This is a genomic window from Pseudomonas sp. S9 (assembly GCF_000222125.1).
Lineage (GTDB): Bacteria > Pseudomonadota > Gammaproteobacteria > Pseudomonadales > Pseudomonadaceae > Aquipseudomonas > Aquipseudomonas segetis.
Genome location: NZ_AFFX01000006.1, coordinates 307126 through 322986 on the forward strand (window position 1 = coordinate 307126; position 15861 = coordinate 322986).

At 55.6% G+C, this 15861-nt stretch carries 13 protein-coding genes and 1 pseudogene; 9 read left to right on the plus strand and 5 right to left on the minus strand.

Going from position 1 to position 15861, the window contains the following annotated elements:
- The first annotated feature begins 2 nt into the window (after positions 1-2).
- From PSES9_RS0114795 to PSES9_RS0114820, 6 genes are read left to right on the plus strand one after another with little or no spacing between them, the layout of a single operon-like run.
- Positions 3-1442, plus strand: coding sequence for a mannose-1-phosphate guanylyltransferase/mannose-6-phosphate isomerase (locus tag PSES9_RS0114795; RefSeq protein ID WP_010488178.1), 1440 nt, complete (start codon positions 3-5; stop codon positions 1440-1442).
- Positions 1442-2239 carry an ABC transporter permease gene (locus PSES9_RS0114800; protein WP_010488179.1) on the plus strand — a complete coding sequence of 266 codons (798 nt, stop codon included), beginning with the start codon at positions 1442-1444 and terminating at the stop codon, positions 2237-2239. The genes PSES9_RS0114795 and PSES9_RS0114800 overlap by 1 nt, the downstream gene beginning before the upstream one ends.
- Entirely contained in the window at positions 2239-3492 is a 1254-nt protein-coding gene (locus tag PSES9_RS0114805) for an ABC transporter ATP-binding protein (RefSeq protein WP_010488180.1), read from the plus strand. Before PSES9_RS0114800 ends, PSES9_RS0114805 begins: the two co-directional genes overlap by 1 nt.
- 8 nt (positions 3493-3500) lie before the next feature.
- Entirely contained in the window at positions 3501-4889 is a 1389-nt protein-coding gene (locus PSES9_RS0114810; RefSeq protein ID WP_010488181.1) for a glycosyltransferase family 4 protein, read from the plus strand.
- Positions 4867-6009 carry a glycosyltransferase family 4 protein gene (locus PSES9_RS0114815; protein ID WP_010488184.1) on the plus strand — a complete coding sequence of 381 codons (1143 nt, stop codon included), beginning with the start codon at positions 4867-4869 and terminating at the stop codon, positions 6007-6009. Before PSES9_RS0114810 ends, PSES9_RS0114815 begins: the two co-directional genes overlap by 23 nt.
- Positions 6009-7163: a glycosyltransferase family 4 protein gene (locus tag PSES9_RS0114820; protein ID WP_010488185.1), complete on the plus strand. Its 1155-nt coding sequence runs from the start codon at positions 6009-6011 to the stop codon at positions 7161-7163. The genes PSES9_RS0114815 and PSES9_RS0114820 overlap by 1 nt, the downstream gene beginning before the upstream one ends.
- 136 nt (positions 7164-7299) lie before the next feature.
- Here PSES9_RS0114820 and PSES9_RS0114825 read toward each other — a convergent pair whose 3' ends face one another.
- Complete coding sequence (locus PSES9_RS0114825; protein WP_010488186.1) at positions 7300-7515, minus strand: DUF1127 domain-containing protein; 216 nt, start codon at positions 7513-7515, stop codon at positions 7300-7302.
- A 592-nt stretch (positions 7516-8107) separates the two neighbouring features.
- Here PSES9_RS0114825 and PSES9_RS0114830 point away from each other — a divergent pair.
- On the plus strand, positions 8108-8659 hold the full coding sequence (locus PSES9_RS0114830) for a cytochrome P460 family protein (protein ID WP_010488187.1): 552 nt from the start codon (positions 8108-8110) through the stop codon (positions 8657-8659).
- A gap of 91 nt (positions 8660-8750) precedes the next feature.
- Here PSES9_RS0114830 and PSES9_RS23705 read toward each other — a convergent pair.
- The 4 genes and pseudogenes from PSES9_RS23705 to PSES9_RS0114850 form a co-directional block, all read right to left on the minus strand.
- Positions 8751-10187 (minus strand): annotated as a pseudogene (locus tag PSES9_RS23705) (NAD(P)(+) transhydrogenase (Re/Si-specific) subunit beta).
- Between the two features lie 2 nt (positions 10188-10189).
- Positions 10190-10507, minus strand: coding sequence for an NAD(P) transhydrogenase subunit alpha (locus PSES9_RS0114840; RefSeq protein WP_010488190.1), 318 nt, complete (start codon positions 10505-10507; stop codon positions 10190-10192).
- 12 nt (positions 10508-10519) lie between these two features.
- The gene (locus PSES9_RS0114845) at positions 10520-11641 is read right to left on the minus strand and encodes a Re/Si-specific NAD(P)(+) transhydrogenase subunit alpha (protein WP_010488191.1); all 1122 of its coding nucleotides are present in this window, start codon (positions 11639-11641) and stop codon (positions 10520-10522) included.
- 536 nt (positions 11642-12177) lie between these two features.
- A complete protein-coding gene (locus PSES9_RS0114850) occupies positions 12178-13086 on the minus strand; it encodes a LysR family transcriptional regulator (RefSeq protein ID WP_010488192.1) in 909 nt (302 codons plus the stop codon).
- A 274-nt stretch (positions 13087-13360) separates the two neighbouring features.
- On the opposite strand from PSES9_RS0114850, the gene PSES9_RS0114855 reads away from it, so the two are divergent.
- On the plus strand, positions 13361-14539 hold the full coding sequence (locus PSES9_RS0114855) for an acyl-CoA dehydrogenase (protein ID WP_010488193.1): 1179 nt from the start codon (positions 13361-13363) through the stop codon (positions 14537-14539).
- A gap of 78 nt (positions 14540-14617) precedes the next feature.
- Positions 14618-15841 carry a CaiB/BaiF CoA transferase family protein gene (locus PSES9_RS0114860; RefSeq protein ID WP_010488194.1) on the plus strand — a complete coding sequence of 408 codons (1224 nt, stop codon included), beginning with the start codon at positions 14618-14620 and terminating at the stop codon, positions 15839-15841.
- The last annotated feature ends 20 nt before the right edge of the window (positions 15842-15861 follow it).

A 15861-nucleotide genomic window follows, 5' to 3' on the forward strand; every position in this document is an offset into this window, starting at 1 on the left:
TGATGATAGTTCCTGTGATTCTGTCCGGCGGTGCCGGAACACGCTTGTGGCCAGTGTCGCGTGAAGGGCAGCCTAAACCCTTCATGCTCATGCCCGATGGCGAATCCTTGTTGGCCAAGACCTATCGCCGGGCTGCAGACTTGATTGTCGATGGCGGGGAAATTGTCACTGTGACCAACCGTGACTACTACTTCCAAAGCAAGGATCATTTTCACGCCGCCAAGACCAGGCCGCGTCGGCCCCACTTTATTCTTGAGCCGGTTGGGCGTAACACGGCTCCTGCCGTCGCGATTGCGGCCCTGACACTGGCGCAAAGTCATGGTGACGATGTGGTGATGGTGGTGATGCCTGCCGACCACTTGATCTGCGACGGGGCTGGCTTTACTGCATCAGTCAAGCATGCAGAGGCCCTTGCGCTAGAGGGTTACTTGGTGACATTCGGGGTACCGCCCACCGCGCCTGAAACCGGTTTTGGCTATATCGAAACCGGTAGTGAACTCGACGCCCAAGGTGCGGCACGGGTTGCGCGATTTGTCGAAAAGCCAGATGCGAGTACGGCGCAGACCTATCTGGACAGTGGCAAGTTTCTCTGGAACTCCGGCATGTTTTGCTTCACCGCCGGTACCTTTATTGAAGAGCTCGAGCGCTACGCGCCGCAATTGCTCGAGCAGGTCCGCCAGTGCGTTGAGCAAAGCCCAGCGCAGGAAGTCCCGACGCTGGTTCAGCGAGAACTGGACACGAAAACCTTTTCGGAGATGCCGGATATTTCCATCGACTACGCCTTGATGGAGGTTTCGCAACGAGTGGCTGTGATACCGGCGACCTTTGACTGGAGTGATATTGGCTCCTGGAAGGCCATGAGCCAGTTGGTCGAACCTGACGCACATAATAATCGTGCGACCCACAATGCCTTGTTTATCGATAGCCACAACAATTATGTGCAAAGCGATGGTCGGATGGTCGCGACCGTAGGCCTGGATAACCTGATTGTGATTGATACCGATGACGCGCTGTTGGTTGCTCATGCTGATCGCGCGCAGGATGTCCGGTTGGTGGTCAAGCAGCTCAAGGATAACAATCATGATGCCTACCGTTTACACCGCACGGTAAGCCGGCCATGGGGAACCTTTACCGTTCTTGAAGAAGGGCCGCGGTTCAAGATCAAGCGCATTGTGGTCAAGCCTGGCGCCTCACTGTCGCTACAGATGCACCATCACCGCAGCGAACACTGGATCGTAGTCAAGGGCATGGCCAAGGTTACCAATGGCGACGGTGCACGCTTGGTTAACAGCGACCAGTCAACCTATATCGCGGCCGGCCACAAGCATCGCTTGGAAAACCCGGGGGTGATTGAACTGGTGATGATTGAGGTGCAGAGCGGTGAGTACCTTGGTGAAGACGATATTGTGCGTTTTGAAGATCAGTACGGCAGGGTGGTCTGATGGCTTTGAGCATGGCGCGCTCTGTTTGGACCTACCGTGGATTTGTGCTCGGCAGTGTTAAGCGGGAGTTCCAAACGCGCTATCAGAACTCGCTGCTGGGCGCTGCCTGGTCGGTGCTTAATCCGCTGTCGATGATTATTGTCTACACGGTGATTTTCTCGCAGTTGATGAAAGCCCGGCTGCCGGGTGTGGATAACGGCCTGGCGTATGGGATCTATCTGTGCGCTGGCATTCTCACCTGGGGATTCTTTGCCGAGATCATCGGCCGAAGCCAATCGGTATTCCTGGAACATGCCAACCTGATCAAGAAGCTCAGCTTTCCGCGAATCTGTTTACCGCTGATTGTGGTGCTCAATGCCGGGGTCAACTTTGCGATTATCTTTGCCCTGTTCCTCGGGTTCCTGGTTGCTACGCAGAACTTTCCAGGCTGGGCTGTTTTGGCGGTCATCCCGCTGTTGATGATTCAGGTCCTGTTCTCTATCGGCCTTGGCGTCATGCTTGGCGTGCTTAATGTGTTCTTTCGCGATGTTGGTCAGTTTGTCGGCATATTCCTGCAGTTCTGGTTTTGGTTCACGCCTATTGTGTACCCGGCTTCAATCCTTCCGGATTGGGTCAAGCCTTTGCTGAGCGCGAATCCGATGGCGCCATTGATTGCTGGCTATCAAGGCATCTTTGTCTATGGCAACTGGCCTGATTGGTCGTCATTAGTGCCGACAGTGATCATTGCTGGTGCCCTGTGTGGGTTGGCAATGCGCTTGTTTCGCAAGCGCTCGGGCGAAATGGTGGATGAACTCTAATGGGCAGCATTCAAGTCAGCCAGCTGGGCAAGGCATATAAGCAATACCCTTCTCGCTGGGCGCGTCTTGCCGAGTGGTTTATTCCCTTCTCAAGGCCAAGGCACCAACTCAAGTGGGTGCTTCAAGACCTGTCGTTTACCGTTAACCCGGGAGAGGCGCTGGGCATCATTGGGGTCAACGGTGCGGGTAAAAGCACGCTGTTGAAGATGATCACCGGAACCACCCAGCCCAACGCCGGGCATATCCATTTGCAGGGGCGGGTTGCAGCCCTGTTGGAACTCGGCATGGGCTTTCATCCGGATTTCAGTGGTCGGCAAAATGTCTTCATGGCCGGGCAGTTACTGGGCCTTGGGATGGATGAGTTGTACGAACTGATGCCGGAGATCGAGGCATTCGCTGAAATCGGTGAATACATTGATCATCCCGTGCGCACCTATTCCAGCGGCATGCAAATGCGCCTGGCATTCAGCGTGGCAACCGCTCGCCGTCCGGATGTGTTGATTGTCGATGAAGCATTGTCGGTGGGGGATGCGTATTTCCAGCATAAAAGCTTTGCGCGTATTCGCGAGTTCCGTAAGGCCGGCACCACATTGTTGATTGTGTCCCACGATCGCCAGGCGATCCAGAACCTTTGCGACCGGACTATCTTGCTTGCAAACGGCAAGCTGGCGCTTGAAGGTTCACCCGAGGAGGTCATGGATTTTTACAGCGCCATGCTCGCCGAAAAAGAACAGCAAACCGTTCGCCAGGAACGCCTCGAAAGCGGACAAGTCAGAACCATTTCCGGCACCGGTGAAGCAGGTTTTGCCGATATCGCCTTGATCAATGATCAGGGGCAGCGGGTTGATGTCGTTTCTGTCGGTGCCATGGTCACGCTTGAGGTGACCGTGGATGTAAGGGCGGATGTGCCGAGACTGGTTTTGGGCTTCATGATCAAAGACCGCATGGGACAAGCCATGTACGGCATCAATACCCATCGTCTCAATCAGCCTGTGGAAAACCTGAAGGCAGGTGAGCAGGTGGTTTATCGGTTCAAGTTTCCTGCACGTCTGGGCAAGGGCAACTACTCAATTGCCTTGTCCTTGTCACGCTTTGACTCTCATCTCGACACCAATTATGAGTGGCGTGATTTTGCCTTGGTGTTTCATGTGATCAATATCAAGCAGGCTGACTTTGTGGGCTGTGCCTGGCTCGATTCCGATGTGTCCATCGAGCGCAGCGAAGCTGTTGTTGCGGCCACTGTTGAGGGTTAAGGAAGACTATGCGGCTTTTAGTTGAATGTACTTACGTATTTGAGCACCCGAACGACAACTCGGGCATTCAGCGTGTTGTGCGCAATGTGATCAAGCAGCTGGCCTCGGTTGATTCCGGGGTCGAATGCATCCCCGTCATGATGCAGGCGGGAGAGGTGCATCAAGTCTTTAGCCTGGCGCCACTGCCAACGCGAGAGCTGTCGTGGATGCAAAACTTGCGGGTCAGGCTTGAGCACTGGAGAAACCGTTTCTGGTTCCTACATGCGCGACTTGAGCGGCATGCGCCCCTGCGCTATTCCCATGCATTGCGCCGGCTCTTTTATGTGCTTTGTCGTTTGGCTGGGCTGAGCTTCAGCATTCCCATTCGTCTGCTTGATCGCTTTATCGATGACACTCCTGCGCCAGAGCGTGCGGTGGTCCTGGAATGTCGGGAAGGCGATCAGTTATTGCTGCTCGACTCATCCTGGCATGCCGATTTCTTTCCATTGGCCGAGCGTTTGAAGCGCGAGGGCGTAGGGATCATTTCGGTGATTTACGACCTTATCCCGCTGACTCATCCGCAGTTTTGTGATGCCGGCCTGGTCAAGGTATTTGACCGTTGGTTTGACTGGATCTCGCAAACTGCAGATGGCTTTATCGCAATTTCCTCGACCATCAGTGAGCAGGTGCGGGCAGAGGTCGGTCGACGCATTGGTCAAGCCAAGGCTCAAAGCCGTTGGTTCGACCATTTTCATCTGGGGTCTGAGCTTGACCTGGTTGTGCCCGGTAAAAAGCTTGATCCCGAACTGCTCGGCCTGTTTGCCAAGGACGCGCCTGTTTATCTGATGGTCAGCACCATAGAGCCGCGCAAGAATCACGCTTATTTGCTTGATGCTTTTGAGCTGCTTTGGCAAAAGGGCTCGCCAGCTTGCCTGTGCATCATTGGTAAAGTCGGTTTGAAATGCGATGCCTTAATCGAGCGCATTGAGTCTCACCCGGAATTGAACCGGCGCCTGTTTATGTTTAACGGGCTTGATGATGCCGGGCTCGAATATGCCTATAGCCATTCACGGGCACTGGTTTTTCCTTCCTATGTTGAGGGCTTTGGTCTGCCGCTGGTTGAAGCCATGCAGCGCGGCCTGCCAGCCATGGCAAGTGCAATCCCGGTCTTTGAAGAAATCGGCGGTGACTTCATGGCTTATTTCCAGCTTGATCAACCCGCATCCCTGGCCGCCCTGGTCGAAACGTTTGAGCAGCAAGGTCGTTTTCCTGCAGCGCAGGATCTGCAGCAGTGGTCATGGTTGAGCTGGAGTGATTCGACTCGTCAATGGGTTGCGCGCACCGCCGCGCATATTGGCCAAGCGCGCTCGGTGGACAGATCAGAGAGAGAATTTGATGCCAAGACGCATAGCGCTTAACGCAAGTATTTTGCGTGCGCCGCGTACTGGCATTGGTCAGTACCTGACGGAGCTCGCCAAAGAATTGACCAAGCAAGATGACCTGCAACTGCAGTTCTTCAATGGTTGGAACTGGAGCGAGCAATTACCTGATGCGCCTATGCCCGGCTATTCGCGCTGGAGTTCTTTGATCAAACGTTGGGTGCCTGGCGCCTATCCGTTGCGCAGGGCGCTGGAACAACAGCGCTTTAGCCAAGGAATAGGCAAGCAGCCAGGGTGTTTGTATCACGATCCCAATCTCTGGCCATTTGAGTTCGATGGGCCCATGGTGATGACGCTGCATGACCTTACCCATGTGCATCACCCTCAAACCCAGCCAGCGGACCGGCTCGCTGAAATCGAGCGTCATACGGCCAAAGCTGTCCAGCGGGCCCGGCGCGTCTTGGTTGATTCCGAGTTTATCGCGGCTGAGGTCGCAAAATATTATGCGGTCGCTAAAGACAAGCTCGTAGTTGCCCCGCTCGGTTGTTCTGAACGCTTCCAGCCAAGAGCCGCTGAAGACTTGCATGAACCCTTGCAGCCGTTTGGCCTGGTGCCCGGGCAGTACCTGTTGTGTGTCGGCACCTTGGAACCTCGTAAAAACCTACAGCTGTCACTGAGTGCACATCAACGCTTGCCTGAGTCGCTACGCAGGCAGTATCCCCTGGCGATCGTTGGCATGGCCGGTTGGCTGCCCGAGAGCTACTCGCAACAATTGCAGCAGGCACTCGCTGCTGGTTTTGCGCGAGTGCTGGGCTATCAGCCTGATGCACTGCTCGCACAAATCGTATCTGGGGCGCGGCTGTTGATATTTCCATCGCTCTATGAAGGCTTTGGCCTGCCGGTGCTTGAAGCCATGAGCAGCGGTGTACCCGTTGTACTCAGCCGGCGGGCTTCTTTGCCTGAGGTTGCGGGCGGGGCTGGTAGCTATGTGGACGTGGACGATGAAATGGCATGCGCCGAAGTGATCACTCAATTGCTGGAAGATCAACAGCTTTGGCAGGCCAAGCGTTCGGCTGGGCTAGCCCGTGCGCAACAATTTTCCTGGCAGCGCTGCGCGGCGGTGACTGCTGATGTGTATCGACAGGTAATGGTGAGCTAATGCGTGTTTTGCACTTTTATAAGGCCTACCTGCCTGAGTCCATGGGTGGCATTGAGCAGGTTATCTATCAACTTTGCCAGGGCAGCGCCGCTCAGGGCATTGATAGCCACGTACTGACGCTCAGCGCCGAAGATGGGGCCAAGGATTTCGCACTAGGTTCGCACCAGGTACATCGTGCAAACCTGGATTTCTACCTGGCGTCCACGGGCTTTTCGTACAGTGCGTTCAAGCGCTTCCGCGAACTGGCTGCTGAAGCGGACATTATTAATTATCACTTCCCATGGCCTTTCATGGATGTGGTGCACTTTGCTTCTTCTGTGCGCAAGCCAACGGTGGTGACCTATCACTCCGACATTATTCGTCAACGCAGGTTGTTGCAGCTGTACAAGCCGGTCATGAACCGCTTCCTCGGCAGTGTCGACAGGATCATCGCCGCATCGCCAAACTACATGCACACCAGCGAAGTGCTGACGCGCTTTGCCAGCAAGACACGGGTCATTCCCTATGGCCTTGATAAAAGTACCTATCCCATCGCCCAGGCTGAGCGCTTGAATCATTGGCGCCAGCAGTTCGGCCCACGATTTTTTCTATTCGTGGGTGTGATGCGTTACTACAAAGGCTTGCATATCCTGCTCGATGCCCTGGAAGGCACGCATTACCCGGTGGTTATACTCGGGGCGGGTCCGTTGGAGCAGGAATTGCGCGCTCAGGCTCAGCGCCTTGGTCTGGATCACCTGCACTTTGTTGGTCGTTTGGGTGACGAAGATAAAGTGGCCTTGCTGCAACTGTGCAGTGCGATCGTATTTCCGTCGCACTTGCGGTCCGAGGCCTTTGGTATTTCCTTGCTCGAAGGGGCCATGTACGGCAAGCCGATGATCTCCAGTGAAATAGGAACAGGCACCAGCTATATCAATATTCATGGCGAGACAGGCTTGGTAGTCCCGCCCAGCAATCCTCCTGCATTCAGGGAGGCCATGCGTACGCTCTGGGATAACCCGGAACTTGCTGCGCAGATGGGCGTACGAGCACAAGAGCGCTACGAGCGGGTGTTTTCCGCACAGCGCATGTGCGAACAAACCGCTGCGCTTTATCAGGAGTTGCTGGATGCTCCGCATGAGCAGGCCGAACCCCTGCGCATGAGCTCCAAACCCTAGTCGAAGCCGCCAGGATTTTCGTCGTCCACAAAAAAACCGCCAATGCGTGAGCTTGGCGGGTTTTTTTTTGGCTTTGATTAAAGCCCAAAAAAAACCCGCCAATGCGTGAGCTTGGCGGTTTTTTGTTGGCCTTGAATTAGCGCCAGAAAGGCTTCTTCAGCTCTGCATGGCGCTGGCTTTCGCTGATGCCGGCGTCGGCCAGAAGGCGTGCATCAAGACGCGCCAGTTGGCGGCGGCTGACGATACGGCGCTGCCACAGCAACAGCGTGGCAGCCATACGCAGCGGAAGGCCGCTGGTAACAGAAGTCGGTTTGGTTTCGAACAACAAGTCGGAACTGAGGGTACGTTCCATGGTGACATCCTTCCGCTTGTGGCGGTGTGAGAGAGTATTTTGCTTGGTACTAATGATCGTTCTTTTGCAAATAATGCAGTAGCCACAGCTGAACGAAATTGTTGTGTTAATAGATAGGATGCTTTGTAACTGTTTCTGTGATTTTTGACAAAACTGTACTGCACATAAGTTATTTAGCCATAGTAATGGCTTTCAGGCAGTTTATTACTCTGTCATTTTCATTAAATGCAGGATAAATATTGCGGTACAGTTGCAGATTGATCGAGTTATTTAGCTGACCTGTTTTTCAGGTTATATGAATAGTCTTGCCGGTTTTAAGTTGTCTGTACTGGTTGCCAGACCGAGCCAATGCCTAGAGTCTTACCCCTCCTCATCCACGCGTCACAGCTGATTCCCACGCAGCAATAGACAATCTCCCTCGACCTAACCCTAGCGTTTTGCGCCATTGGGGCAATGGCTTCTAGGCAAAACCTGTAGGGCTGCTTGTAATGATCGGGCGCGCTTTGCGTCCCTATCTAGAGATGTCTGCTGTGTTCCTGACTGGAGTCATGGATACACAGACGGGATGAGGAAAATAGATAAGGAAACAGCCGTGAATACATTAACGAGGTTTACTGGTGCCGCCTTGGTTGCATCCTGTGTGGCGCTGTCGGCGCAGGCCGATGACAGTTTCTCTTCTCAGGTCGATGCCAAGGGCAACATTGGTTTACCTGATGATTTTCGGGCGACGATGTCGCATTTGGGCTCTTGGTTCGTTCCTGCTGGCGATGCCAGTGGCTTCCATGATGTCTATCTGGATTCAGACGCAGTCACCGTATTCCGCAAAACCGGCAAGTTCCCGGATGGAGCCGTAATGGTCAAGGAGTTGCGTCACCCCGAGGTGGGCAACTACACCACTGGTGCTGGGGTTAGTCATGCGGGCGATATCAAGCAGACCTTTGTTATGGTCAAGGACAGTACCAACCGTTTTGCCGGTAAGAATCCTGCCTGGGGCGATGGCTGGGGTTGGGCGCTATTCAAGCCTGACAGTGGCGGCAAGAGCGTGGTCACCGATTACAAGATCGATTGCCTGGGTTGCCATTTACCGGCCAAGTCCAAGGACTATATCTACACTGAGGCCTATCCGACATTGAGTGCCAAATAGGCCATTGCTTGAATGTGCGCAGTGCGCAATTGAAAAGGCCCGGGCTGATTAGCAGTCCGGGCCTTTATGCGATTGGATAAGGGATCAATCCTTACTCAACAGCTTTTACCATGTCTTCAATGACTTTCTTGGCATCGCCAAACACCATCATGGTTTTGTCGAGGTAGAACAGTTCATTGTCCAGCCCGGCATAACCGCTGGCCATGGAGCGCTTGTTGACGATGACGGTCTTGGCTTTGTAGGCCTCAAGAATCGGCATGCCCGCGATCGGCGACTTTGGATCGTTTTTCGCAGCGGGGTTGACCACGTCGTTGGCGCCTAATACCAGCACCACGTCGGTCTGGCCGAACTCGGAGTTGATGTCTTCCATTTCGAACACTTGCTCGTAAGGCACTTCAGCCTCAGCCAGCAATACGTTCATGTGCCCAGGCATGCGACCGGCAACCGGGTGGATTGCATACTTAACGGTGACGCCGCGATGGGTCAGTTTTTCAGCCAGCTCCATCAGCGCATGTTGGGCACGGGCAACGGCCAGACCGTAACCGGGCACAATCACAACGGTGTCGGCGTTGGTCAGCAAGAAGGCGGCGTCGTCGCTGGAGCCAGACTTGACTGGCCGCTGCTCTTTGCTGCCGGCTGCCGGGCCTGCATCCGCTTCGGCACCAAAGCCACCGAGGATGACGTTGAAGAACGAGCGGTTCATGGCCTTGCACATGATGTAGGACAGAATCGCGCCGCTCGAGCCAACCAGCGAACCGGCAATGATCAACATCGAGTTGTTCAGCGAGAAACCGATACCGGCCGCTGCCCAGCCCGAGTAGCTATTGAGCATCGACACCACAACCGGCATGTCCGCACCGCCAATCGGGATGATGATCAACACGCCGATGATAAAGGCCAGGATCAGCAGCAGAACGAAAGCAGTCAGGCTGCCGGTAAAGGTGAAGTACAGGCCCAGCACCAGAATTGCGATGCCGACAATCAGGTTGAGCTTGTGCTGGCCGCTGAAGGATACCGGTGCGCCCTGGAACAGGCGGAACTTGTACTTGCCTGACAGCTTGCCGAAAGCGATCACCGAGCCCGAGAACGTCACGGCACCAATGGCTGCGCCGAGGAACAATTCCAGGCGGTTGCCTGCTGGAATGGCGTCGCCCAACGTGGCAACGATGCCCAGCGACTGGGGCTCAACTACCGCGGCAATCGCAATGAACACCGCGGCCAGGCCGATCATGCTGTGCATGAAGGCAACCAGTTCGGGCATCTTGGTCATTTCAACGCGCTTGGCCATGATCGAACCGGCCGTGCCGCCTAGCAGCAGGCCGAGGATCACTTAGCCAATGCCGGGTGAATCAGCTTCGGCGCTGTGCTTATACATAAAGCCAATAGTGGTGATGCCAGCCAGGCCCATGCCGATCACGCCGAACAGGTTGCCCCGACGTGACGTGGTTGGGTGTGACAGGCCCTTGAGTGCCTGGATAAAACAGACCGAGGCGACCAGGTAGAGAACAGTGATTAAATTCATGCTCATGATCAGTGCTTCTCCGTCGGCGCGGCTGCTTTAGGCGCCTTCTTCTTGAACATTTCGAGCATGCGTCGGGTGACCAAAAAGCCACCGAAGACGTTAACCGCTGCCAGTGCAACGGCCATGGTGCCCATCAGCTTGCCGAACGGGGTCACGGTCAATGCGGCAGCCAGCATGGCGCCGACGATGACGATTGCCGAAATAGCGTTGGTTACCGCCATCAGTGGCGTGTGCAGCGCCGGGGTGACGTTCCAGACCACGTGATAGCCGACATAGATAGCCAGCACAAAAATAATCAGGTTGTAGATACCGTCGGAAATTTCCATGTCTCTACTCCTTTAGCCGTTGCTGCGCACGACTTCACCGTCGCGGCACATCAGGCACGCGGCGACAATGTCGTCTTCAAGGTTGACGTTGAACTGGCCGTCTTTGTCGATGACCAGCTTGAGGAAGTCGAGCAGGTTGCGGGCATACAGGGCCGATGCGTCCGCTGGAACCAAGGCTGCCAGGTTGCTATGGCCGACTATGGTCACGCCGTGCTTGACCACCACTTGCTCGGCTTCGGTCAGCGGGCAGTTGCCACCCTGGGCCGCCGCGAGATCGATGATGACCGACCCCGGCTTCATTTCCTGCACCGTCGCTTCGTGCAGCAAGGTTGGCGCCTTGCGGCCCGGAATCAGTGCGGTGGTGATCACGATGTCGGCCTGCTTGGCGCGCTCGTGCACAGCTTTTGCCTGGCGTTCCATCCATGAGGCTGGCATTGGCCGGGCGTAGCCACCGACACCCTGGGCGGCGTCGCGCTCTTCATCGGTCTCGAATGGCACGTCAACAAACTTGGCACCCAGCGACTCGATTTGCTCTTTAACCGCAGGGCGCACATCTGACGCTTCAATAACTGCCCCCAGGCGCTTGGCAGTCGCGATGGCCTGCAAGCCCGCAACCCCGGCACCGAGAATCAGAATGCGTGCCGCCTTTACGGTACCGGCAGCGGTCATCAGCATCGGCATAAAGCGCGGATAGTGATGAGCGGCCAGCAACACGGCTTTGTAGCCCGCAATGTTGGCTTGCGATGAAAGCACATCGAGGCTCTGCGCGCGCGAGGTGCGCGGCGCCGCTTCGAGGGCAAAGGCCGTAATGCCGCGTGCGTTCATCAAGGCGATGGTTTCATTGCTGAACGGGTTGAGCATACCCACCAGAACGGTGCCGGATTTCATGAGCGCAAGTTCAGCTTCAGATGGGGCGACCACCTTCAGCACAAGTTCAGCGCCAAAGGCATCGCTATCGCTGCCAATGGTTGCGCCGGCAGCTTCATAAGCTGCATCTGTCACGCTGGCACTAATGCCTGCGCCACTTTGCACTGTTACCTGGTGGCCTTGGCCAACCAGTTTCTTGATGGTCTCGGGAGTCGCGGCTACGCGCGTCTCTCCGGCATGGGTTTCGAGAGGAACACCGATGTGCACTTCAAATCTCCTGCGTGATCTTTTTTTGTGAACCCGTACGCTACGTTGGCATGCGGGCGAGGGAGGATCAGCACAATCCCGCTTAAGCATGGCTTCTAGTATTTAGCGGGGTCGGCATTTTGCAGGTGAAGCGCGAGGCCTTCAAGACGTTCTGTAATAAAACCTTGCAGTAACTACAGGTCACCAGATGACCAGGCAGCCACTGTTTATGGCTGGCACCTTGTATTTAGCGAGGTTAAGGCTTGTTTTTGTAGATTTTCATGGGCCGGGTACAGGCTAAATAATTTGCGATTCAGCAGATCAATGGTTAACAGTGTAATTGGAGTTAAAACCACTGAAACAGCGCATTAGCGACCTCTACTGTGCAAAAAACGAAACACTTGGAGGGTTTGAGAAGAGGCTGATCTGTAGCTGTGGCAAATGCTGACTACGGGGTCAGTTATTCTGTTTTGCCCACTGATTTTGAAGGTTTTAACCAGATTTGACTGGAGTTAAGTAAGCAAATCAACTGCAAAAAACCGTTTGGTTGCTGTCATTTATTCCAGTCCAGTACGTTGAGCGTAGTCTTTGGTCTGTTCTATCAGCCAGTCGCGCAGGGCTTTCAGGGCGGTGAATTCGGCCTTGCGTTCAGGGATGATCAAAAAATATGCCTTGTCACTTGGGTGGCTATAAGGGGAGGCGATCACCAGGCGACCTTCGTTGAGCTCGCGCTCGATTAAAAACGGCGGTATCAGGGCAATGCCCATCTCATGGATAGCGGCTTGGGCAAGCATGGAAAAAAGCTCGTAGCGGGGGCCGCTCATGTCGCGGGCGACCGACATACCCTGGCCATTGAACCACTGTCGCCAGCCGTACGGACGAGTCGTCTGCTGGAGCAGCGGCAGGTTTGCCAGTTCATCGGGCGATAATTGAGATCGGCCGTCTAGTAGTGCAGGTCTGCAAACCGGCATGGGGTTTTCACGCACCAGCCGGTAGGACGCGGTGCCCGACCAGTCGCCGTCACCAAAATAGATGGCGGCGTCAAAGTCGGTATCGGCAAATAAAAAGGGGCGGGTACGGTTGGTCAGGTTAACCGTGACCTGTGGGTGCAAGCGTTGAAAATCCTTGAGCCGTGGCAGCAGCCATTGGGTGCCGAATGTGGGTACCACTGCCAGCTCAATGGTGATCGCACCCTGTTGGCCAATCACCGCCAGCGTATCGCGTTCGACAGCATCCAGTTGGCTGGCGACGCGACGTGAGTAGGACGCGCCGGCCTCCGTTAGCACGACCCCGCGTCTCGAACGACGAAACAGTTCGACATTCAGGAACTCCTCAAGCCCGGCAATTTGCCGGCAGATTGCACTTTGTGTCAGTGCAAGTTCTTGCGCTGCCTTGGTAAAGCTCTGATGTCGCGCTGCTGACTCGAAGGCGATCAGGGCTGCGGTGCTGGGTATTTTTCGGCGCATGGTCGGTTATTCACTGGTATTGATGTCAGGGCCTATGTCCTGGAAACATGCCATAAGGTTATTCTGTGCAGTCCCATGCTTGGTTGCACCTACAGGCTCTGGGGCTGTCATGGCAGGCATCCGTGGTGCTCAATGGCAGATTTACGAAGTGAGTATTATGCACAGGTCAGTGCAAAATACTCGTTTGTCTCCTGTGCTTGGCGGGGCTAGGATCAATCCACACGATCATTTGGGGAGCGCCTTGTTGCTCCCGCGCTGAACAGAGGATTACCCGATGGCCAAGGCAAGCTTTAACTGGATTGACCCCCTGCTGCTGGATCAACAGCTCACTGAAGAAGAGCGCATGGTGCGTGATAGCGCCCAGCAGTTTGCCAATGACAAGCTTGCTCCGCGGGTGCTCGAAGCTTTCCGTAATGAGCAAACCGACCCGGCTATTTTCCGTGAAATGGGCGAAACCGGGCTGCTCGGTGCAACCATTCCCGAAGCCTATGGCGGCAGTGGCCTCACTTATGTGAGCTATGGCTTGATCGCCCGTGAGGTCGAGCGAATTGATTCGGGCTATCGCTCAATGATGAGCGTGCAGTCCTCCTTGGTCATGGTGCCGATCTACGAGTTTGGCAATGAAGAAACCCGGCAGAAATACTTGCCCAAGCTGGCTAGTGGCGAATACATCGGTTGCTTTGGCCTGACCGAACCGAACCATGGTTCGGATCCTGGGTCGATGATCACCCGTGCTCGTGCCGTTGAGGGCGGTTATCGTTTGAGTGGCAGCAAAAATTGGATTACCAACAGCCCGATTGCCGATGTCTTTGTGGTCTGGGCCAAGGATGATGCCGGTGAGATCCGCGGTTTTGTCCTGGAGAAAGGCTGGGAAGGCCTGAGCACTCCGGCGATTCACGGCAAGGTCGGACTGCGCGCTTCGATCACTGGTGAGATCGTGATGGACAATGTGTTTGTGCCTGAAGTGAATGCTTTTCCAGGTGTGCGCGGTCTTAAAGGCCCGTTCACATGCCTTAATTCAGCACGTTATGGCATCAGTTGGGGCGCCTTGGGGGCGGCTGAGTTCTGCTGGCACACCGCTCGCCAGTACACCCTGGATCGCCAGCAGTTCGGTCGTCCGCTGGCTGCAACGCAGTTGGTGCAGAAGAAACTTGCCGATATGCAGACTGAGATCACTCTGGCATTGCAAGGCTGCCTGCGCCTGGGGCGTATGAAGGACGAAGGCACTGCTGCCGTCGAAATCACATCGATCATGAAGCGCAACAGTTGCGGCAAGTCGCTGGAGATTGCGCGCATGGCGCGTGACATGCTCGGCGGCAACGGGATCAGTGATGAATTTGGTGTGGCCCGGCACCTGGTCAATCTGGAGGTGGTCAACACCTACGAAGGTACCCATGATGTACATGCGCTGATACTTGGGCGTGCGCAGACTGGTATCCAGGCGTTCTTCTGATTCGCGATCCGAGGGCCGGGCCGGCAAGGTCTCGCCCTTCTGTTTCCGTTGTGCCTTGTCTCAATTTCGGAGTCTGTTATGTCCGGCGCTCTGTCGCATCTGCGCGTTCTTGATCTGTCCCGTGTGCTGGCTGGCCCCTGGGCGGGGCAGATACTCGCTGACCTTGGGGCCGAGGTCATCAAGGTCGAGCGCCCGGGCGTGGGTGACGATACCCGTCATTGGGGGCCTCCCTTCTTGCAGGATGCGGCCGGCGAAGATACCTCGGAGGCGGCGTACTACCTGAGCGCCAACCGCAACAAGCAGTCGGTCACCATTGACTTTACCCAGCCTCGCGGCCAGCAATTGGTTCGTGAGCTGGCGGCCAAGTCCGATGTATTGATTGAGAACTTCAAGGTGGGCGGCCTTGCTGCCTATGGTCTTGATTATGCGAGCCTCAAGGCACTCAATCCGCGCCTGATCTACTGCTCTATCACCGGCTTTGGGCAAACCGGGCCTTATGCCAAGCGTGCGGGCTATGATTTTATGATCCAGGGTCTGGGCGGTTTGATGAGCTTGACCGGGCGGGCGGATGACCAGCCGGGTGCCGGGCCGGTCAAAGTCGGGGTGGCCTTGACCGATATCCTGACTGGGCTGTATTCCACCTCGGCGATCCTGGCTGCCCTGGCCAGTCGCGGTGAGACGGGAAAGGGGCAGCACATTGATATGGCGTTGCTTGATGTTCAGGTGGCATGCCTGGCCAATCAGGCGATGAACTACCTTGCAACCGGCATGGCGCCAAAGCGTTTGGGCAATGCTCATCCTAATATCGTGCCCTACCAGGATTTCCCGACAGCAGACGGTGATTTCATCCTGACGGTGGGTAATGACCGGCAGTTCAAGAAGTTTTGTGAGGTTGCTGGCAAGCCTGAATGGGCTGATGACTCGCGCTTTGCGACCAATCAGGCTAGAGTCGCGCACCGGACGGAGCTGATCCCGCTGATACGCCAGGTCACGGTGTTCAAGACAACCGCACAATGGGTTGGGGATCTGGAGCAGGCAGGGGTTCCCTGTGGGCCGGTCAATGATATTGAGCAGGTGTTTGCTGACCCGCAGGTGATGGCGCGACAGCTACAGATTGAGTTGCCCCACGCGCTGGCAGGTTCGGTGCCGCAGGTTGCGAGCCCGATAAGGTTGTCCGAGACGCCGGTGCAATATCGAAATGCGCCGCCGTTGTTGGGCGAGCACACCGATCAGGTGCTGCAGCGCTGGCTGGGGCTAAGCCATGCCGAGATAGCGCAATTGCGTGATGGTGCGGTGCTGTAGCAAGGCTTTTGAGCTGTCCG